The sequence below is a fragment of the Thioalkalivibrio sp. ALMg11 genome (assembly GCF_000377905.1).
Taxonomy (GTDB): Bacteria; Pseudomonadota; Gammaproteobacteria; order Ectothiorhodospirales; family Ectothiorhodospiraceae; genus Thioalkalivibrio.
On sequence record NZ_KB898873.1, the window covers coordinates 49,064 to 68,873 of the forward strand.

A 19,810-nucleotide genomic window follows, 5' to 3' on the forward strand; every position below is an offset into this window, starting at 1 on the left:
CTCGTTTCAGGGGGCGCCCGGCCCCCGGCAATCGGACATCAACCTACCACAAGCCACCGGGCCAGGCCTTTGGGGCCCACATCCTGGCCTCGACGCCACCTAATATCCCTTCATTGCGAGGCCCCGCAGGGGCCGTGGCAACCTCCCAACGAAACCCCGACGCTCGATGAGCGAAAGCGTTCGCCTTCTACTCCGCCAAGGCACGCTCGACCACGTCGCGCAGATCGCGCGAAAGTTCGAGTGCGGTCAGGCGCTCGAGTTCCGCTCGCATCAATTCACTGCGCGCGGCGTCGACCTTGCGCCAGCGGGTCAGCGGCTGGGCCAGACGCGCGGCGGTCTGCGGGTTCATCGCGTCCAGCTTCTCGACGAAGCCGCCCATGCGACGATAGCCCTCACCGTCGTCCTGATGGAAGTGGCGTTCGTTGCGCGCCATGAACGGCCCCAGCACCGCGCGCACGCGGTTCGGGTTGGTCCAGCGGAATCCTGGATGCTCCAGCAGAGCATCCAGGCGCTCGAAGCCTCCGGCGACCTGGCTGCCGGCCTGCAGGCCGAAGTACTTGTCCAGCACCAGCGGATCGTCGCGGTAGCGCTGTTCGAAGTCCGCCAGCAGCACCTGGCGCGCCTCGTGGTCCAGTTCGTTAACCGCGTTCAGCGCGCCCATGCGCATGGTCTGGCTGCGCGCCTTCTGGTACTGCGCCAGAGCCTCCGGCACCGCGGCCTGATCACGCGCGGCCACGCGCAGCGCCAGCAGGCGATTGCGCAACTGGCGCCGGCCCATGGCCTCGGCGGTGAACGCGCCATTGTCGACATCGTCCAGTTTCGGCTGGATCTGCTGCATCGCCGCGGTCAGCGGCCCGTACAGGCGCTTCTCCAGGTCGTCGCGCTCGGCGCGCAGGCGCACCGGGTCCACGCGCTCGAACAGCTCGGCCAGTTCGCGGGTCGGCGGCAACTGCAGGATGGTCGCCAGCAGCACCGGCTCGATCGCCTCGTCACGCAACAGCGCCGCCAGCGCGTGCTCGATCGACGCCTCCAGCGCGGAGTCAGCAGCATCGTGTTCGATGCGGGAACGGATGGCGCGGCGAAACAGCGTCTGTGCAGCCTCCCAGCGGGCGAAGGCGTCGTCGTCATGCGCCAGCAGGTGGGACAGCTCGTCCACGCCCTGATTGGCATTCAGGATCACCGGGGCGGAGAAGCCGCGCAGCCAGGAGATCGCAGTCGGCGAGTCGGACAGCTCTTCGAAACGGAAGGTCTGCTCGCCCTCGTCTAGCTCCAGCACCCACTCGTCCTGCACCTCACCGCCCTTCTGGTGAGCCGTGATGCGCCGTCCTTCCGCATCCAGAAAGGCCACCCGCATCGGGATCACCACAGGCTCCTTGTGCTCCTGTCCGGGAGTGGACGGTGTCTCCTGCGTGAGCGTGATACGCGCCTGGCCACCGGGGCCGTCAAATGACGTCGCGGCCGTCACCCGCGGGGTGCCGGCCTGGGTGTACCAGCGCTTGAATGGCGTCAGATTGCGACCGCTGACCTCGGCCATCACTGCAACAAAATCGTCGGTGGTTACCGCCTGGCCGTCGAAGCGTTTGAAGTAGACATCCAGCCCGTGGCGGAAGGTTTCGCGCCCGATCAGGGTGCGCAGCATGCGGATCAACTCCGCGCCCTTTTCGTACACGGTCAGGGTGTAGAAATTGTTGATCTCGGCGTAGTGGTCCGGGCGCACCGGGTGCGCCAGCGGGCCGGCATCTTCCGGGAACTGGAAGGCGCGCAGCATGGCCACGTCGTCGATGCGCTTCACGCCGAACAGGGTGCAGTCGGTAGTGAACTCCTGGTCGCGGAAGACCGTGAGTCCCTCCTTCAGCGACAGCTGGAACCAGTCGCGGCAGGTCACGCGGTTGCCCGACCAGTTGTGGAAGTACTCGTGCGCAATCACCGATTCGATGGCGACAAAGTCGTCGTCCGTGGCGGTATCGGGGCTGGCCAGCACGTACTTGGCGTTAAACAGGTTGAGCCCCTTGTTCTCCATCGCCCCCATGTTGAAGTCGTCCACTGCGACGATCATGTACACATCCAGATCGTATTCGCGGCCGAAGGCCTCTTCGTCATAGCGCATCGCGCGCTTCAGCGAGGCCAGCGCGTGGTCGCAGCGATCGGCGTTGTGCGCCTCCACGTACAGCTCCAGCGCCACCTCGCGCCCGGACATCGTGGTGAAGATTTCCCGCTGGCAGGCCAGATCCCCCGCGACCAGCGCGAACAGGTACGACGGCTTGAGGAACGGGTCCTCCCACACAGCGTAATGGCGGCCACCGTCCAGCTCGCCGACCTCGACCCGGTTGCCGTTGGCCAGCAGCACCGGGTACTGCGCCCGATCCGCCTCCAGGCGCACGCGGTACGTGGTCAGAACATCCGGGCGATCGGGGAAGAACGTGATGCGGCGAAAGCCCTCCGGCTCGCACTGGGTGCAGAGGTTGCCGCTGGAGGCGTACAGCCCCTCGAGCTGCGTGTTCTGCTCCGGATGGCAGCGGCTGACGATCTTCAGCCGCGCGGCCTCTGGCAGGCCGTGCAGCAGCAGGCCCTCGGCGTCCTGTTCCAGCAAACCCTCGGCCGGCTTGGCGCCGTCCACCGTCAGCGAGACCAGCTCCACGCCATCGCCATACAGGCGCAGCGGCGCATCCGGCTCCGCCGCCTCCGGGTTGCGCCGCACCGCCATGCGCGTCGTCACCTCAGTGGTCGCCGCCGCCAGATCAAAGTCCAGCTCCAGGCTCTCCACCATAAATGCCGGCGGCTGATAGTCATTCAGATAAACCGCCAGAGGGCTCGCATCACGCATTCCAAACTCCAAATCATCAACAACTGTTCAACACGTATCACGCCCCGGCGGTCCATACCCGAAACCCGGACAAGGACCCCGTCATTGCGAGGCCCCGCAGGGGCCGCGGCAACCCCCCATCCGCAACCCCCGCCGCCCGCTCCGTCCGGCGCAGGAGCCACCCCCAACAGATCGCCACGTCGCGGCGCGCCTCGCAATGACGGAGCCAGGGTCTGGCGCCACGCCACCAATCCGTTAGCATACCGCGCATGGAATGGATCGATATCTGCTTTAACCTCACCCACGAATCCTTCAACAAGGAACGCGACGAGGTCCTCGACCGCGCCCGCGAGGCCGGCGTCTCCTGGATGCTGATCACCGGCGCCGACGCACACCAGAGCGAAAAATGCCTGGAGATCGCCGACCAGTACCCGGACTGCTGCCGCGCCACCCTGGGCGTGCATCCGCACCTGGCAAAACAGTGGACCGACGCGATCGCCGCCCGGTTCAGTGACCTGGCCCGCGCGGACGACAATGTGGTCGCCATGGGCGAGATGGGGCTGGACTACAACCGCGATCACTCGCCGCGCCCGCAGCAGCGCATCGCCTTCGAGGCCCAATTGGAGCTGGCCGCCGACCTCGGCCTGCCGGTCTTCCTCCACGAACGTGACGCCCACCACGACTTCGCGCAAATCCTGCGCCGCTGGCGCCACCGCCTGCCCCAAGCGGTCGTCCACTGCTTCACCGGCGAGGCCGATGCCCTGGCCGAATACCTCGACCTCGACTGCCACATTGGCATCACCGGCTGGGTCTGCGACGAACGCCGCGGCCACCACCTGCACCCGCTGGTCCCGCGCATCCCGCAGGGCCGCCTGATGATCGAGACCGACGCCCCCTACCTGCTGCCCCGCAGCCTGCCCAAGGGTTCCGGCAAGAAGCTCGGCAACGGCCGCCGCAACGAACCCGCTTTCCTCCCCCACATCGGCGAATACGTCGCCCAGCTGCGCGACGAAACCACCGAAGAACTCGCGGCCCACACCACCGCCACCGCCCGCGCCTTCTACAACCTGCCGCCGGCATCAGGCGCGTAACACGCGGGGTGAGAGCCTCCATGTGGCCAGCCAGTGACAGGAAACACAGGCAGGAACAAGCTATAAAACAGCAACCCCTCAGGGAAGAGGATCCGACATGACCCAGGAAGACGAAGCACCCATCATCATCTACGAGGATGCGGACCGCGCCGTAGAGGTCCGGCTTGATATCGACGAAGAGACGGTCTGGCTGTCGCTGGGTCAGATCGCGGACGTCTTCGGCCGGGACAAATCGGTAATATCGAGGCACCTGAAGAACGTATTTGAAAGACACGAGCTCGAACGCGATTCAGTTGTTGCAAAAAAGGCAACAACTGCCGCGGACGGCAAGACCTACCGGGTCGAATACTTCAACCTCGACGCCATCATCTCAATCGGCTACCGGGTCAATTCCTCTCGCGCGACCCGCTTCCGCCAGTGGGCCACCCGCATCCTTCGCGAGCACCTAACCCGCGGCTGGACCCTCAACCGCCAGCGCTTCGAGACCAACGCCCGGGAGCTGGAAGCCGCGCTGGAACTGGTGCGCCGCACCGCCCGCAGCCCGGAACTGGGATTGGAGGCCGGCCGCGGACTGGTCGATATCGTCACCCGCTACGCCCAGACCTTTCTGCTACTGCAGCGGTACGACGAAGGCCTGCTGACCGAGCCCAAAGCCGAGACCGGAGGCACACTGCCGACGATCGGCGAAGCGCGCGACGCCCTAGCCGCGCTCAAGGAAGACCTGATGGCAAAAGGCCAGGCGACGGAACTATTCGCTCAGGAACGCGGCGAAGGGCTGGACTCGGTGCTGGGCAATCTCGAGCAGTCCGTATTCGGCGAACCGGCCTACCCCACCGTAGAGTCCAAGGCGGCACATCTGCTGTACTTCGTGATCAAGAACCACCCCTTTTCCGACGGCAACAAGCGCAGCGCCGCGTACGTGTTCGTAGACTTCCTGCATCGCAATCACCGCCTCATCAGCACAACCGGCGAGCCGGTCATCAACGATGTGGGTCTCGCAGCCCTGACCCTGCTGATCGCGGAATCTGACCCCGCCAACAAGGAGACCATGATCCGCTTGATCATGAATATGCTCGCCAACGAGACAAACACGGCATGAACGACGTCGAGACCCATACCAATCTCAGCGGGGAATCCGTCGCCCAGATTCAAGACCAAACTCCCGAAGATCTGGTGGCAAACACTGCCGCCACCGCGCGGGACTTCTACAGCCTTCCGGACGCCGGGCGTGTCTGACGAGTCGCCGTCCCGCAGCGGCTCGCGTATTGCCCTGGTCACCGGTGCGGCGCGCGGGATCGGTCTCGGCATCGCCGAACGCCTGGTGCAGGACGGCTGGCGGGTGGTGCTAACCGATCTCGATGGTCCCGAATGCCAGCAAGCCGCGCAGGACCTCGGCCCCGCGGCCCGAGCCATGACGCTGGATGTCCGCGACGAGGCACGCGTGCGCGAGGTCATCCAGCGCACGGAGGAATGGCACGGCGGGCTCGATGCGCTGGTTAACAACGCCGGCATCAGCGACCCTCACTCCGGGCCACTGGAGGCACTGGAACTCGCCGACTGGCAACGCTGGCTGGACACCAACCTCACCGGCGCCTTCCTGCTCAGCAAGCACACCCTGCCGCTGCTGCGCCGCCGAGGCGGGGCGATCGTGAACATCAGCTCGACTCGCGCCCTGCAGTCGGAACCGGATACCGAGGCCTACGCCGCCAGCAAGGGCGGCCTCGACGCCTTCACCCATGCCCTGGCCATCAGCGCCGGGCCGGACGTCCGCGTGAACGCCATCCGCCCCGGCTGGATCGACACCCGCAGCCCCGCGCAGCGCCAGGCCGAACCGCTATCCGAACAGGACCACGCCCAGCACCCGGCCGGACGCGTGGGCCAGCCCTCGGATATCGCGAACCTCACCGCCTTCCTGCTCGGGCCGGAAGCCGGCTTCGTCACCGGCCAGACCTGGACCGTCGACGGCGGGATGACCCGCCGCATGATCTATACCGACTGAGCCCGCCCGGGAGCGGCAAAGGCCGGCCCAAAAGCGGAAACGAAAACGCCCCGGAACGACGAGCGTTCCAGGGCGTTGATGTCCTCCCGGCGAATCAGCCGTGAGGCTGATCGCGTCAGTCGAAGGTACGCGAGCGGAGTATCTCCGGGCGCAGGAAGTCCTTCTCGCCAGTGTTGTCGTGATCACCCAGCAAGTGCCCGTCCACCTCGCGCACGGTCCCGTAGAGGGTGCGCCCGTGGAAGTTGGCGTGCTTTTCACGGGTCTCGTGGACATCACCGGTGTAGCGCGGGTCCTGCGGACGTTCGTGACTGTTCATGTAGAACGCGACGTCCCAGGCCTCCTGGTCGCTGAGAGAATTCGGCTGGCCCAGCGGCATGTTGTGCTTGATGAAGGCCGCCGAGGTATTGATCCGCGACATCCCGGCACCCCAGTTGTAGGAACCATCCCCCCACAACGGCGGGAAGACCACCTGGCCGTCCTGCTTCAGCCCCTGACCATCCTCTGCGTGACAGATCGCACAGCTCTGTGCATAGACCTCCTTGCCGCGCTCGTAGTTAGGCTCCTGTTCCGGCTCGTCCACCGATCCATAGCCACGACCGTAAATCTCCTGATCCGGGTAGACCGGCGCACCCTTGGCCAGCCACTGCATGTAGGTAGTGATGGCCAGCATCGTGTCGCTACCGTACTCCGGCGGGTCGCCATTCATCGAGTACGTGAAGCAGCCGACCACGCGTTCCTCGAGGCTGTTCACCTGCCAGTTCTTGCCGCGGTAGTCGGGCAGCGTGATCGCAGCCGGCCACAGGGCGGCACTGAACGGCTGGCGCCCGGCGTCCATGTGGCAGCTGGCACAGTTCATGTCATTGAATACGTGCTGGCCACGCAGCTGCTGGGTATCGACGAACAGATCATAGCCACGGCGGACCACTTCCTTGAGTTCCGGACTCATGGCGGCATCCTCCAGATCCTGAAGGGTCGGCGGGATATGCACGAGCTGGCCCTCCTCCGGCTCGGCATAACCGAGGGCGAACAGGGGCTTGTATTCGTCCCAGGCAGCGCTCGCGGCACCGGCCAGCAGGACGGCCGCGCCCGTCGTCAGCGTGAGCTTGCGAATCTTCATTTCGAATCCCCTTGTGCCGACGTGACACGTTGACGGGCCAGCCAGGCCGAGACTGCCCGGATGTCCTCATCGCTCATGCGCTTGGCGATCGCCGCCATCAGGCCCTGCGGATCGTTGTCCCGCTCGCCCTCCTGCCACTGATGCAGTTGACCGGCGATATAGCCGGCATGCTGACTCGCGATGCCCGGGAACGCCTCACCGGCCCCGGCATTGCCCGGTCCGTGGCAGCTCTGGCAGCTGACGATGTACTGGTTCCAGTCTCCGCGGAGGGCCAGCTCCTCGCCGCGCGCCAGGGTGGCGTCATCGACGTCGTCGCCCCCCTGGGCCTCGGTAACCGGAAGCTGGGCGTAGTACGCAGCGACATCGGCAACAGCCTGATCATCCAGCATATTGGCGAACGCAGCCATGGTGCTGTTCTGGCGGCGGCCTTCCTGGTAATCCTTCAGTTGCCGCGCGATATAGCCTGCGGACAGACCGGCCAGTCGCGGCCAGGATTCGCCCCCCGGAACGTTCTGCCCGGAGCCATCGGCCTGATGGCAGGAAATGCAGGTCTGCGTCAGACCCTCGCCGCGCTGCGGGTCACCTTCGAGGCCGTCCACGGCAAGCGCCGGCGTCCCCGCGAGGCCGAAGCCGAGGAGAAGGGCCAACCCTCCGGCAAGCTGTTTCTTTCTCATATTTTAATGTCCTTGGTGATGAGCCGTTATGCGTCGAAAGAGTAGTCACCAAACGGTCACCCCGATCATTTGGCCGACCCCGGAAGAACAATTAAAGAATATTCTCAACTCAGCATAAAGGATACGTCCTGCGATTAGAGACAACCGGGTTCTTGATGCAGATCAAACCTCTCCCACATAGGGACCTACGCCAAGGCGTACATTGAGCTGCGCCCCCCCCGGCTATTAGCTGAAGTGGCTCCGAATTGCGCAAGTGCCGGCAAGGGTCCCAAAGCGCCGCGGTACCTACGAACCGGAACCATGCCGTAGCATGGCCCGTCTGATCGCAACTGGAACAGGGAGACAAAGCATGAAGACTTCGGTGATTCTGACCGTGATCGGGCCGGACCGACCAGGCTTGGTGAGCGCGGTGGCGGCCCGGGCGCGGGCGGCTGGCGGCAACTGGCTGGAGAGTCGCATGGCGCAGCTGGCCGGGCAGTTCGCCGGGGTCGTGCTGCTGGAGGCCGAGGTGGATGCCGCGGACCAGCTGGAGGCGGCGCTGCGCGATTTGGAGAGAGACGGTCTACAGGTCCAGATCCAGCGCGGGAGCGATCTTCCGGCGCCGCCCTGGCACTACGTGACGCTCGATCTGGTCGGACACGACCGACCGGGGATCGTGCAGGACATCACCGCCATCCTCTCGCGCCACGGCGTCAGCGTGGAAACCCTGGATACGGCCTGCAAACCGGGCTCGATGACCGGCGAGCCAATGTTCCACGCGCAGGCGCAGCTCGGCGTCCCCGAGGACCTGGATCTGGACACCCTGCAGGACGCCCTCGAGGCACTGGCCAACGAACTGATGGTCGACCTCGAACTCCACGACCCGCAACGCGAGCCTCCCGAGGCCGCAACCTGAGGGGCTTCAAGGTCGGCTTTAGATCGCAATCAGCCCCGGCGCATTGCCCGGATCACGACCTCGGGGTCGTTTTCGACGTCCTTGAACAGCGCCCGAGCCGGGCTACGATGCGGGTTCGGACCGGATTTCGCCATGACGGGATACCCGCTACAACGGATGCGATCCAACGGCGCTTCAATCGACTCCGAAGGTTCCACAAGATCGTCGATTCCACTCACCCATGCGTCGAGGCTACCCCAGTATTCCGGCGAGTTCCTTGAGGCCCCGGATCGTGGCTGTGGGCTTATCGCCCCAGGGGTCAAACAGGCCCCGACCCGTGCGGTCGAGCCAGACCGTCCGCATACCCACGGCCTGCGCGCCGATTACATCGAACGGGTTGCCCGAGATCAGCGACGTCTGTTGAGGTTTCGAGCCCGCCCGCTGCAGGAAGTGCTGATACACGCGCGGATCCGGCTTGAAGCATCCGATCTCGTCCACGCTGACGATATCCTCGAAGCGATCCTCCAGCCCGGCGTGGCGCAGCAATCCGCCCACTGTTTCCGCCGTCCCGTTGGAGAACGCGAATAGGCGGTGCCCATCCGCACGCAGTCCATCCAGAGCGGGCGCGGCATCGGTGAATGCCGGGAGCTGACGGTACCGCTCCAGCAGTTCTGCTTCCTGCCCCGCGCTCAGCGTCACGCCCTGCATCTGGCAGCAATACCGCAGGGCCTGTTCCGTGCAGGCATCGAAGTCCGCATACGCCCCCATCAGCCCGCGCCGGAAGGTGTATTCCAGCTGCTTCTCGCGCCAGGCGCGCGCCAGCACCGGTGCCAGCTCGCCAATCCAGCCCTCAAGCGTCGCCGCGATCCTCTGAGTATCGATCAGCGTCCCGTAGATATCGAACGCCAGTGTCTGTCCCATGCGCCCCCCCGTGATCTCTACCGGCTGTTCACAGCGGAGCTGCAATCTGCCCGGACGACCCCCGACAAGTCACCAGCTCTGCCAGAAACTGCACGCGTTTCATTGGACTGCAGGGACCGGAACACCCGGACCGGGCACCGGTCCAGCATCCCCCAACTGCAGCAGCCGATCCACCGGAATATATGAACGGCCCGCCATCCGTGGCAGGTCCGCCTGGTCCAGGGCCGGGTCCACGTGTTCAAGGGCTCGCCACACGAGCTCCGAACAATAGAGCGCAGAGTCGTCTTCCAGGCGGAACTGGGTGTCGAAGGGTGTGCCGCGCGCCAGCTGCCCGGCCAGCCAGTCTCCAACGCGCCGGCGTTGTGCGGCGTCCAGCCCCGTGCGCACCAGCTGCATGGCTTGTGGGCCCTCGCTGAAGGCCTCCAGCGAGTCGGCACGAATCTCGCCCCCGGCCGGCGAGCCGTCCATGTGAACGACCCTCACAGTTTCACCCTCGCGGAGGATCACCCCGGCATGGCTCCAGCGCGGATCCGATTCCGAGAACCGCCGCGCCAGAAAGGCCCAGGCGCCATTGCCGGCGCGCAGGACGATATCGCCCGTAACGGGCGTCACTTCCGCCCCACGGGAGACTTCCGCCTGTACAGCCACCGGCACCGCCAGCCATAACCCCAGCAAGCCCGCCAGGAGGGGCTGCAGGATTACATGCCGGTGTTGCACTGCTTGCCGGCAATCATCAGCTCTTCCATGACCTCGGCATCGACCGCCTGCTCGACCTCCCTCATGGTCGCGCCACCATCCTGCATCAGTTCGACCAACTGGGCGTATTGATCCCGGTCGAGGTTGTTGTCGAGACGCTCGGCCGCACACGTGCAGCCCTCCGTATCACCCGAGTTCTCGATACAGGCATTTTCAAAATCCGCCCGTGGCGAGGAACACCCTGCCAGTGCGATCACCAGCATCCCCAGGAGGCTCGTACCGGCCATCCGCATCGCTGAAATCTTCATCATGCTTCCCTGTCACGAAAATGAGCGCGGCAGTATAACCCTCCCGCACCGGGCGTCCGCCCGATGACGGGCAACATCCGTCCAACCGACGGCGGATCTGGACATGGCGGCGCATCAAGGCAGACTGGTGGCCTGTACGCAACACACCAGCATTCGCGGGAGCCCCAACATGAGCATGCAGGAACAGATCACCGCCAAGCTGGAGGCACAGTTCGAGCCGGTGCATCTTGCGGTGGAAAACGAGAGCCACATGCACAACGTACCGCCGGGTTCGGAGTCGCACTTCAAGGTAACCATCGTCTCCGACGCCTTTCGCGACCAGAAGCTGATCGCCCGGCATCGCCTGGTGAACCAGGCCCTGGCCGACGAGCTGGCCGGCGGCATCCACGCCCTCGCGCTGCACACGCTGGACCCGGATCAATGGTTCGAACGCGCCGGAAAGGTCGCGGACTCCCCGCCCTGCATGGGCGGCGACGGCGGCGCGAAGGCCTGACGTCTTGTCGGTAACCGCCACCCCCACGGCCCACTCGGCCGTGGACGCCATCCTGCGCGCGCGGCTGCAATCGCCTGGACTAATGGATCTGCTCGGCCAGATCGAGGCCAGCCTGAACCCGGCGGCCGCGCACCCGCCGCTGCCGGGTGTGTCCGAGCATCTGGGGCCGGATCGTCACATTGTTCTGTGGCTGATCGACGGCTTTGCCGCCCGCTACCGCCGCCACACGCCGCTGCTGGGTGCGGACCACGTGACCGATCTGGAGACCGTGTTTCCCAGCACCACGGCCACCGCGATCACCAGCATCCTGACCGGCCGCCACCCCGCCCAGCACGGCCTGCTCGGCTGGCATACCCGCCTGGCGGCCGCCGACCGCACCCTGACGGTACTGATGGGCCAGGAACGCGGCGCCGACGACCAACCGGCCACGCTCGGCTACCGCGAGCTGACCGGCCGCGTGCAACCCGACCGCCTGGGCGACCGGATTGATTGCGGCATGACCTTCATCGGCCCGGACTGGATCGGCGGCACGCCCTACAACCGCATGATGAGCCGCGGCGCCGACTTCATCGGCTTCGAGGATCTGTCCGAGCTGCCGGCGCGGGTGGCCGCGCATGTGAACGCGACCCCGGGCCCGCATTTCACCTACGTCTACTGGTCGGAGCTGGACCATCTGGGCCACGAGTACGGCCCGGACAGCCCGGAGGTGGAGCGCCACCTGAAACAGCTGGACCTGGCCTACACCGCCACCTGCGCGCAGATCCAGCGCCCGGAAAGCGTGTTCCTGACCACCGCCGACCACGGCATGCGCACGATGGACCGCCGCCTGGACCTGCGCGAGCACCCGGCCGTGCAGGCCTGCCTGCGCCACCGCCTGACCGGCGAACCCCGCGCCGCCCTCGCCCACATCCGACTTGGACAGCACGCTGACTTCCTGCAGGCACTGGAGCGGGCGTTCGGTGACGACGTCCTCGCCATCCCGCAGGCCGAATGGCTGGGCCACGGGACCCTCGGCCCCGAGCCGCAGCACCCGGAACTGCGCGAACGCGTCGGCGACTACCTCCTGCTGCCCGCGGAGGACGCCTACCTGGTCGACCCGCCTGCCGACGACGAGGGGCCGTTCTTCCGTGGTGCCCACGGCGGGCTGTCGCCGGAAGAACGCCATATCCCCCTGTTTCTACGGAAGCCGGTCCATTCCGGGTAAACTGTCGCGTTTTTCGGCGGTCTCAACTTGCGGGCCGCCCGCAATCGCTTTCGAGAACCCATGAACGACACCACCGACCAGACCTACAACAACGCCGCCCAGCACCTGATCGAGCTGGCCAACCGCCTGGCGGATGACGGCCAGGCCGACGAGACCGGCGATGTTGCCGACGGCCTGCTGGCCGGTGCGATCCACTTCTGGCTGTACAGCCGCCAGCCCTGCGGCGACCCGCTGTGCGAAGACTGCGCCCCGTTCGCGGATGCCGAGAGCCGGCTGGCCATGCTGCACGAGCTGATCGACGAACTGGCGCGCGACAGCGACTATTTCCACTCCACTACCGACACCACCGTCGGCCACGCCTGACCCGCCAGCCCGGGCACCCCAGCCGATGCCGGTCACGCCCTTTCGCCCCGCGACCGACACCTGGTTCCGCGAGGCCTTCGAGCAGGCCACCACCATCCAGTCCCGCGGCTGGCCCGCGATCCGGGCCGGCCGCCACTGCCTGCTGATCGCCCCGACGGGTAGCGGCAAGACCCTCGCCGCGTTCCTGAGCGCGATCGACCGCCTGAGCGGCGAACCGGCTCCAGAGCCGCGCACCGGCTACTCGGTACTCTACATCTCGCCGCTGAAGGCACTAGCCACCGACATCGAGCGCAACCTCCGCGCACCCCTGGCCGGGATCGCACGCACCGCGGCACGCGTGGGCGAGCCGGCGCGCGAGCCCGTGGTACACATCCGCACCGGCGACACCTCGCAGGCCGAGCGCCGCGCCCAGGCCCGCGAACCCGGCGACATCCTGGTGACCACACCCGAGTCCCTGTACCTGCTGCTGGGCTCCAGGGCCGCGGAGAACCTCGAGTCGGTGCACACCGTGATCATCGACGAGGTGCACGCCCTGGCCGGCAACAAGCGCGGCGCCCACCTGGCCCTGTCGCTGGAGCGCCTCGCCGAGCGTTGCGGCGAGGACCCGCAACGCATCGGACTGTCCGCGACCGTGCACCCGGTGGAGGTGGCGCGCGGCTTCCTCGGCGGCGACCGCGAGGTAGAGGTGATCGACGCCGCCGAGCCGCCGCGCCTGGATCTCGAAATCCTCGCCCCGGAGGAACCACCGGCCGAGCATGCGCCCGCCACCATCGAGCCGTCCGAAGGCACGGACATCATCCCGTCCGGCTCCATCCTCGGCGCGGTCTACAGTCAGGGCACCGGACAGCTCCCGTCCGGTCGCGGCGACCGCGCCGCGCGCCTGGAGCCGCGCCTGCTGGCCGCGATCCTGGAACACCGCTCCACCATCGTGTTCGTGAACAGCCGCGGGCTGTGCGAGCGCCTGGTCCAGCGCATCAACGAGGCCTGGCGCGAACAGCAACCCGAGGATGCCGAAAAGCCCGAAGACCTGGTCGCCGCCCACCACGGCAGCGTCTCCCACGAGCGCCGCGCGGAGATCGAGGGCCGACTGAAGACCGGGCGCCTGCGCGGCATCGTCGCCACCAGCTCGCTGGAGCTGGGCATCGACATGGGTGCGGTGGACCTGGTGATCATGGTCGAATCACCCGGCGCCGTAGCCCGCGGCCTGCAGCGCGCCGGGCGCGCCGGGCACGGGGTCGGGCAGGTCTCGCGTTCGCTGCTACTGCCACGCTTTCGTGGCGACCTGCTGGAGTGTGCGGTGATCGGCCAACGCATGCAGGCCGGTGCGCTGGAGCCCATCCACGCCCCGCACAATCCGCTGGACGTGCTCGCCCAGCAACTGGTCGCAATGGTCTGCGAACGCCCGCGCACGGTGGACGAACTCCACACGCTGGTGCGCCGCGCCGCCCCCTGGCGCGAGCTGTCGCGCCCGCTGCTGGAGGCGACCCTGGACATGCTCTCCGGCCACTACCCGAGTACCGACTTTGCCGACCTGCGCCCCTGGCTGGCCTGGGACCGCGCGCGCGACGAGCTGACCCCGCGCCGGGGCGCGGCGCTGGCCGCGCGCCTCAACGCCGGCACCATCCCCGACCGCGGCCTGTACGGCGTGCACGTCGGCGAGGGCGGCCCACGCATCGGCGAGCTGGACGAGGAGATGGTGTTCGAGCTGAAGACCGGGGAGAACGTGACCCTGGGCGCCAGCACCTGGCACGTGGAGGCGATCACCCGCGACCGCGTACTGGTCTCCCCCGCCCCCGGCGAGGTCGGCAAGTTGCCCTTCTGGCACGGCGATGGCCCCGGCCGCCCGATCGAACTCGGGCGCGCAATCGGCGCGGCCACCGAACGGCTCGCGCGCATGAACCGCACGGAGCGCGCCGCGTGGCTCAAACAACACGCCCCGCTGTCCGCGGCGGCGGTCGAGACCCTGTGCGACTACATCGACGAACAGCGCGAGGCCACCGGGCAACTGCCGTCGGACAAGCGCATCGTCGTGGAGCGCTTTCGCGACGAGGTCGGCGACTGGCGCGTCTGCATCCTGACCCCGTTCGGCGCCCGCGTGCACGCCCCCTGGGCCCTGGCCCTGCAGGGCGCGCTGACCAGCACCTCCGGCTTCGAGGTGCAGGTGATGTACACCGACGACGGCATCGTGCTGCGCCTGGCGGATAGCGAGGACCTGCCCGAACTGGACAGCCTGTTTCCGGACCCGGAGGAACTGGAGGAGGCCGTCACCCGCGAGCTGGGGAACTCCACGCTGTTCGCCAGCGCCTTCCGCGAAAATGCGGCCCGCGCCCTGCTGCTGGTGCGCAACCGCCCGGGCCAGCGCACGCCGCTGTGGGCGCAGCGTCTGAAGTCGCAACAGCTGCTCGCCTCGGTGCGCGAGTACGCGAGCTTCCCCGTCGTGCTGGAGACCTACCGCCAGGTCCTGGCGGACGTGTTCGACCTGGATGCGCTGCGCGAGATCCTGCGCGGGATCCGGGATCGAGGCATCCGCGTCCACGAGGTCGAAACCCGGCACGCCTCGCCGTTCGCCCGCAGCCTGGTGTTCGCCTACGTGGCGGCCTACATCTACGAGCAGGACGCGCCGATGGCCGAGCGCAAGGCCCAGGCGCTGACCCTGGACCGCGGCATGCTGGCCGAACTGCTGGGCCAGGCCGAACTGCGCGAGCTGATCGACGCCGATGCCCTGGCCGAACTCGAGGCCGAACTGGCGCACACCACCGAGGCGACCCAGCTCCGCGACGCCGACGAGTTGCACGACCTGCTGCGCCGCCGTGGCGACCTGACGCGGGAGGAGATCGAATCGGCCGCCGCCACAGACCCCGAGCCCTGGCTGCAGGCCCTGGCCGATGGCCTGCGTGCGGTCGAGGTGCGGATTGCCGGCGAACCGCGCTGGATCGCCGCCGAGGACGCCGCCCTCTTTCGCGACGCACTGGGCGTGGTGCCACCACCCGGCCTGCCCGCGGGCTTCCTCGAGCCGCCGCAGCGCCCGCTAGAACAACTGCTGCGCCGCTACGCCCGAAGCCACGGCCCGTTCCGCATGGAGGACCTGAGCACGCGTTACGGCCTCGCGCCCGGCGCGCTGCTGCCCGCGCTCGAAGCGCTGGAACGCACCGGGGTGTTGCTGCGTGGCGAGATCCGCCCGCAGGGCCAGGGCGAGGACTGGTGCGAGCTGGACATCCTGCGCCGGTTGAAACGCCGCACCCTGGCCCGCCTGCGCGACGAGGCGGCCGCAGTGGACGCCCGCGCCCTGGGCCGCTTCCTGCCCGCCTGGCAGGGCCTGACCGAACCGGGCTCGGGCCTGGGAACACTTCGCGAGGTCCTCACGCAACTGGAAGGCATCGCCCTGCCCTGGTCCGCCTGGACGAGCCATGTGCTCCCGATGCGGGTACGCGACTTCTCGCTGGATGCCCTGGACCGCATCACCGCCTCCGGCGAGTTCGTCTGGGTGGGCAGCGGCGCGCTGGGCCAGCGCGACGGGCGCATCCGCTTCCTGCGCCGCGAACAGGCGATGGTGCTGCTGGAGCCCGACGCTCCCGAGGCCGAGACACCGGCCGAGGAGCCGCTGGCGAAGACGATCCTGGAGGCCCTGGACCGGCGCGGCGCCTGCTTCTACATGGAGCTGGAACGCGCGGCGCGCGAGGCGCAGCCGGACCTCCGCCAGGACGCGATCGAGGCGGCGATCTGGGACCTGGTCTGGGCCGGGCGCATCACCAACGACACCTTCGCCCCGCTGCGCAGCCTGGGCCAGCGCAAGGCCAGCGCAAGGGGCCGCCGCCCGGGGCAGGGCCTGGCCGGTGGGCGCTGGTCACGGGTGGCCGACCTGATCGACCCCAGCGTGTCGCTGACCGAGCGCGCCCGCGAACAGGCCGAGAACCTACTGGCGCGCTACGGCGTGGTCAGCCGCGAGATGGCCCGCGCCGAGGGCCTGCCCGGCGGCTTCGGGCGGGTCTACCCGGTCTACCGCGCGATGGAGGACGCCGGCAAGCTGCGCCGCGGTCACTTCGTCGAGGGCCTGACCGGCGCCCAGTTCGCGCGCGCCGGCGCGGTGGACCGCCTGCGCGCGCTGGAGCGTGCGGCCGGTGACGCACCCGAGCCCCGATGGCTGGCCAGCGTCGACCCGGCCAACCCCTGGGGCCAGCTCCTGGCCTGGCCGGAGCCACCCAAGGCTGCCGAGGGGCGCCTGCGCCGCGTCGCCGGGGCCCTCGTCGCGCTGGCCGGCGGGCAGCCACTGCTCTATCTCGCCGCCTCCGGCCGCCAGCTATTCGTCTGGGAGACCATCCCCGGCATCGACACGCTGGATCAACACGCGGCCCTCGTGACCGAGGGCATCCGCCAGTTCTCCGGCAGCCGCTGGCTGCCCCGCCGCCGCGGCATTACCATCGAGACCATCAACGGCGAACCGGCCCGCCAGTCCCCGTTCGCGACCGCCCTGCGCGCCGGGGGTGCGATGGGCGAGGTCCGCGGCCTGCGCCTGGAAGCCCCCGCCGGCCGCCGCTGACACGCCCCGCCTTGAAACACCTCGCAAGGGCTTTCCGCCACGGAGTGCACAGAGGACACGGAGAAAATCGCAAGGCTGTCAGGGGTTGTGCCCGCCTTTGCTCACTGGCCCGGCGCCTGCCCCCACGTCATCCCGGAAACCGCGAAGCGGTTATCCGGGATCTCCCGGGACGGGCAATGCGCTTAAGCGGCTCGAACGGATCCCGGCTCTCCGCTTCGCTTCGGCCGGGATGGACGGATCAAGGGTTCACTGGCCTGCCACACGAATTTTCTCCGTGTCCTCTGTGCCCTCTGTGGTGCAACAAAAAACGCAGAAACCGGTAAGCGTCAGGCGGAGAGGGCTTGCCCCAGGGCGGCGAGAAACGCGTCGTTCTCATCGGGACGGCCGACGGTCACGCGCAGGCAGTCCACCAGCAGCGGATGCGCACGCCCGACATCCTTGACCAGAATGCCAGCGTCGCGCAGGGCCGCGAAGGTCGCATGCCCCTGTCCCGCGCGCACCCGGAACAGGATGAAGTTCGCCTGGCTGGGGAACACCTGCTCGACGCCGGCCGTCGCCTCCAGGCGCTCGGCCAGACGCCCGCGCTCCTCGACGATGCCGCGTGCCTGGACGTCCAGTGCGTCGCGGTGCTCCAGGGCGAAGGCCACCGAGCGCTGGGTCAGGGTATTGATGTTGTACGGCAGCCGCAGGCGGTCCAGCGCATCGATCCACGCGGGCGTGCCCGCGAGATACCCGAGCCGTGCACCGGCCAGTCCAAGCTTGGACACCGTGCGCATCACCATCAGCCCGTCATCATCCCCGACGCTGGACAGGAAGCTGTGCGCGGCGAACGGCGCGTAGGCCTCGTCGACCACCGTGACGCCCGGGTTCTCGTCCACGATGGCCTGCACGGTCGCGGCATCGTCCAGCGTGCCGGTCGGGTTGTTGGGGTAGGCGAGAAACACCAGCGCGGGGTTGTGCTCGGCCATCGCCGCGCGCATCGCCTCGAGGTCCAGGGTGAAGTCCGCGTTCAGGGGTACACCAACGAACGGCACCCCCAGCGCGCGGGCCAGCACGCCGTACATCACAAAGGTCGGCTCCGGCGCCAGCACCGGGCGACCGGAACCCGCCACCGCCGTGATCAGGATCTGGATCAGCTCGTCGGAGCCGTTGCCGAACATCAGTCCGGCGGTCTCCGGTACGCCGTGGGCCGCGCGCACCTGCGCGGCCAGGCCGAGGGCCTGGGCATCCGGGTAGCGGTTCAGTTGCGGATCGCGCAGGGCCGCCAGCCAGGCGTCTTCCAGCTCGCCCGGCCAGGGGTGCGGGTTCTCCATCGCGTCCAGCTTGATCAGGCCGGTCGCATCGGCCACCTGATAGGCCGGTTGCGCCAGCACCTCCGGACGCATCAGGGCATCCGGGGCCCGGGTTGCGCGACTGGCGCGCGCGGTCATCGACTGCGCAGTTCGGCGGAGCGGGCGTGGGCGGTGAGCCCCTCGCCGTGCGCCAAGGCGGCGGCGGTCGTGCCCAGTTTCGCCGCGCCCTCGGCCGAGCAGTGAATGATGCTCGAGCGCTTCTGGAAATCGTACACGCCCAGCGGCGAGGAGAAGCGCGCGGTGCGCGAGGTCGGCAGCACGTGGTTGGGCCCGGCGCAGTAGTCGCCCAGGGCCTCGGAGGTATAGCGGCCCATGAAGATCGCGCCGGCGTGGCGCAGCCCGGCGTCGAGCATCGCCTGCGGATCGGCCACCGACAACTCCAGGTGTTCCGGGGCGATGCGGTTCGCCACCGCGACCGCCTCGGCGGAGTCGCGCACCTTCACCAGTGCCCCGCGCTTGTCGAGGCTGGTGCGAATGATCTCGGCGCGCGGCATCTCGGTCAGAAGCCGGTCCATCGCCTCGGCCACGCGGTCGAGGAAGGCCTCGTCCCAGGACAGCAGGATGGACTGGGCCTGTTCGTCGTGCTCGGCCTGGGAAAACAGATCGGCGGCGATCCAGTCGGGATCGGTCTCGCCGTCGCAGACCACCAGGATCTCCGAGGGGCCGGCAATCATGTCGATACCGACGGTGCCGAACACCTCGCGCTTGGCCGCGGCGACAAAGATGTTGCCAGGGCCGACGATCTTGTCCACCGCCGGAATGGTCTGGGTGCCATAGGCCAGGGCGGCCACGGCCTGGGCGCCGCCCACGGTGAACACACGATCCACGCCGGCCACGGCGGCCGCCGCCAGCACCAGATCGTTCAATTCGCCGCCCGGGGCGGGCACGACCATCACCAGCAGGTCGACGCCGGCGACCTTGGCCGGGATGGCGTTCATCAGCACGGAGGACGGGTAGGCGGCCTTGCCGCCGGGGACGTAGAGGCCCACCGAGTCCAGCGCGGTCACACGCTGGCCGAGGACGGTGCCATCCTCGTCGGTGAAGTCCCAGTCGCGCATGAGCTGGTGCTCGGCGTAGCGGCGGATACGCGCACTGGCGGTCTCCAGCGCCTTGCGCTGCTCCGCGGGAATCGACTCCAGCGCGGCCTGCAGGCGGTCGTGGGGGATCTCAAGATCGGAGACCGCAGCACGGTCGAGACGATCGAACTTGGCCGTGTAGCGCAGCACCGCGGCATCGCCCTCGGCCCGCACCGCGCCGAGGATTTCGTCCACCGCATCTCGCACGCCGGTGTCGGCAACGGATTCCCAGGACAGCAGGTTCTCCAGGGCCTGATCGAAATCGGGCTGCTGGGTATCGAGACGGGCAATGGATGGCATGT

17 protein-coding genes are annotated in these 19,810 nt (G+C 68.0%); 9 read left to right on the forward strand and 8 right to left on the reverse strand.

All coding sequences use genetic code 11. From position 1 onward, the window contains the following. Window positions 1–187: 187 nt before the first annotated feature. Window positions 188–2,824 (reverse strand): aminopeptidase N, encoded by a 2,637-nt coding sequence (gene pepN, locus D578_RS0105370; RefSeq protein ID WP_018948939.1) that lies wholly within the window; start codon window positions 2,822–2,824, stop codon window positions 188–190. A 248-nt stretch (window positions 2,825–3,072) separates the two neighbouring features. Here pepN and D578_RS0105375 point away from each other — a divergent pair, with 248 nt between their 5' ends. From D578_RS0105375 to D578_RS0105390, 4 genes are all read left to right on the forward strand, one after another. Further along, a complete protein-coding gene (locus D578_RS0105375) occupies window positions 3,073–3,894 on the forward strand; it encodes a TatD family hydrolase (protein WP_018948940.1) in 822 nt (273 codons plus the stop codon). A 97-nt stretch (window positions 3,895–3,991) separates the two neighbouring features. Further along, complete coding sequence (gene rhuM / locus D578_RS0105380) at window positions 3,992–4,993, forward strand: virulence protein RhuM/Fic/DOC family protein (protein WP_018948941.1); 1,002 nt, start codon at window positions 3,992–3,994, stop codon at window positions 4,991–4,993. Next, a complete protein-coding gene (locus tag D578_RS15870) occupies window positions 4,990–5,130 on the forward strand; it encodes a hypothetical protein (protein WP_018948942.1) in 141 nt (46 codons plus the stop codon). The genes rhuM and D578_RS15870 overlap by 4 nt, the downstream gene beginning before the upstream one ends. A 28-nt stretch (window positions 5,131–5,158) precedes the next feature. After that, window positions 5,159–5,893 (forward strand): SDR family oxidoreductase, encoded by a 735-nt coding sequence (locus tag D578_RS0105390; RefSeq protein ID WP_369772756.1) that lies wholly within the window; start codon window positions 5,159–5,161, stop codon window positions 5,891–5,893. Between the two features lie 115 nt (window positions 5,894–6,008). On the opposite strand, the gene D578_RS0105395 is transcribed toward D578_RS0105390, so the two are convergent. Both D578_RS0105395 and D578_RS0105400 read right to left on the reverse strand, forming a co-directional pair. Beyond that, on the reverse strand, window positions 6,009–7,010 hold the full coding sequence (locus D578_RS0105395; RefSeq protein WP_018948944.1) for a c-type cytochrome: 1,002 nt from the start codon (window positions 7,008–7,010) through the stop codon (window positions 6,009–6,011). Continuing rightward, window positions 7,007–7,684: a c-type cytochrome gene (locus D578_RS0105400; RefSeq protein WP_026289199.1), complete on the reverse strand. Its 678-nt coding sequence runs from the start codon at window positions 7,682–7,684 to the stop codon at window positions 7,007–7,009. The genes D578_RS0105395 and D578_RS0105400 overlap by 4 nt, the downstream gene beginning before the upstream one ends. A 349-nt stretch (window positions 7,685–8,033) precedes the next feature. On the opposite strand from D578_RS0105400, the gene D578_RS0105405 reads away from it, so the two are divergent. After that, window positions 8,034–8,579 carry a glycine cleavage system protein R gene (locus tag D578_RS0105405; protein WP_018948946.1) on the forward strand — a complete coding sequence of 182 codons (546 nt, stop codon included), beginning with the start codon at window positions 8,034–8,036 and terminating at the stop codon, window positions 8,577–8,579. Between the two features lie 231 nt (window positions 8,580–8,810). On the opposite strand, the gene D578_RS0105410 is transcribed toward D578_RS0105405, so the two are convergent. The 3 genes from D578_RS0105410 to D578_RS0105420 form a co-directional block, all read right to left on the reverse strand. Then, window positions 8,811–9,479: a haloacid dehalogenase type II gene (locus D578_RS0105410; protein WP_018948947.1), complete on the reverse strand. Its 669-nt coding sequence runs from the start codon at window positions 9,477–9,479 to the stop codon at window positions 8,811–8,813. A 99-nt stretch (window positions 9,480–9,578) separates the two neighbouring features. Continuing rightward, complete coding sequence (locus tag D578_RS0105415) at window positions 9,579–10,091, reverse strand: YiiX/YebB-like N1pC/P60 family cysteine hydrolase (protein WP_231364076.1); 513 nt, start codon at window positions 10,089–10,091, stop codon at window positions 9,579–9,581. 86 nt (window positions 10,092–10,177) lie between these two features. Further along, window positions 10,178–10,486 (reverse strand): hypothetical protein, encoded by a 309-nt coding sequence (locus D578_RS0105420; protein ID WP_231364077.1) that lies wholly within the window; start codon window positions 10,484–10,486, stop codon window positions 10,178–10,180. A 166-nt stretch (window positions 10,487–10,652) separates the two neighbouring features. Between D578_RS0105420 and D578_RS0105425 the strand changes: the two genes are divergently transcribed. Genes D578_RS0105425 through D578_RS0105440 form a run of 4 tightly spaced genes read left to right on the forward strand, consistent with a single transcriptional unit; the run spans window position 10,653 to window position 17,080 of the window. Continuing rightward, the gene (locus tag D578_RS0105425) at window positions 10,653–10,976 is read left to right on the forward strand and encodes a BolA family transcriptional regulator (protein WP_018948950.1); all 324 of its coding nucleotides are present in this window, start codon (window positions 10,653–10,655) and stop codon (window positions 10,974–10,976) included. A 4-nt stretch (window positions 10,977–10,980) separates the two neighbouring features. After that, a complete protein-coding gene (locus D578_RS0105430; protein ID WP_026289200.1) occupies window positions 10,981–12,180 on the forward strand; it encodes an alkaline phosphatase family protein in 1,200 nt (399 codons plus the stop codon). A gap of 60 nt (window positions 12,181–12,240) precedes the next feature. Beyond that, a complete protein-coding gene (locus D578_RS0105435; protein WP_018948952.1) occupies window positions 12,241–12,543 on the forward strand; it encodes a hypothetical protein in 303 nt (100 codons plus the stop codon). Between the two features lie 25 nt (window positions 12,544–12,568). Continuing rightward, window positions 12,569–17,080, forward strand: coding sequence for a DEAD/DEAH box helicase (locus D578_RS0105440; protein ID WP_018948953.1), 4,512 nt, complete (start codon window positions 12,569–12,571; stop codon window positions 17,078–17,080). A 326-nt stretch (window positions 17,081–17,406) separates the two neighbouring features. Here the strand turns inward: D578_RS0105440 and hisC are convergent, their stop codons facing one another. Then, complete coding sequence (hisC, locus tag D578_RS0105445; protein WP_042798376.1) at window positions 17,407–18,465, reverse strand: histidinol-phosphate transaminase; 1,059 nt, start codon at window positions 18,463–18,465, stop codon at window positions 17,407–17,409. A gap of 41 nt (window positions 18,466–18,506) precedes the next feature. Continuing rightward, window positions 18,507–19,808 (reverse strand): histidinol dehydrogenase, encoded by a 1,302-nt coding sequence (gene hisD / locus D578_RS0105450; RefSeq protein WP_018948955.1) that lies wholly within the window; start codon window positions 19,806–19,808, stop codon window positions 18,507–18,509. Window positions 19,809–19,810: the final 2 nt, after the last annotated feature.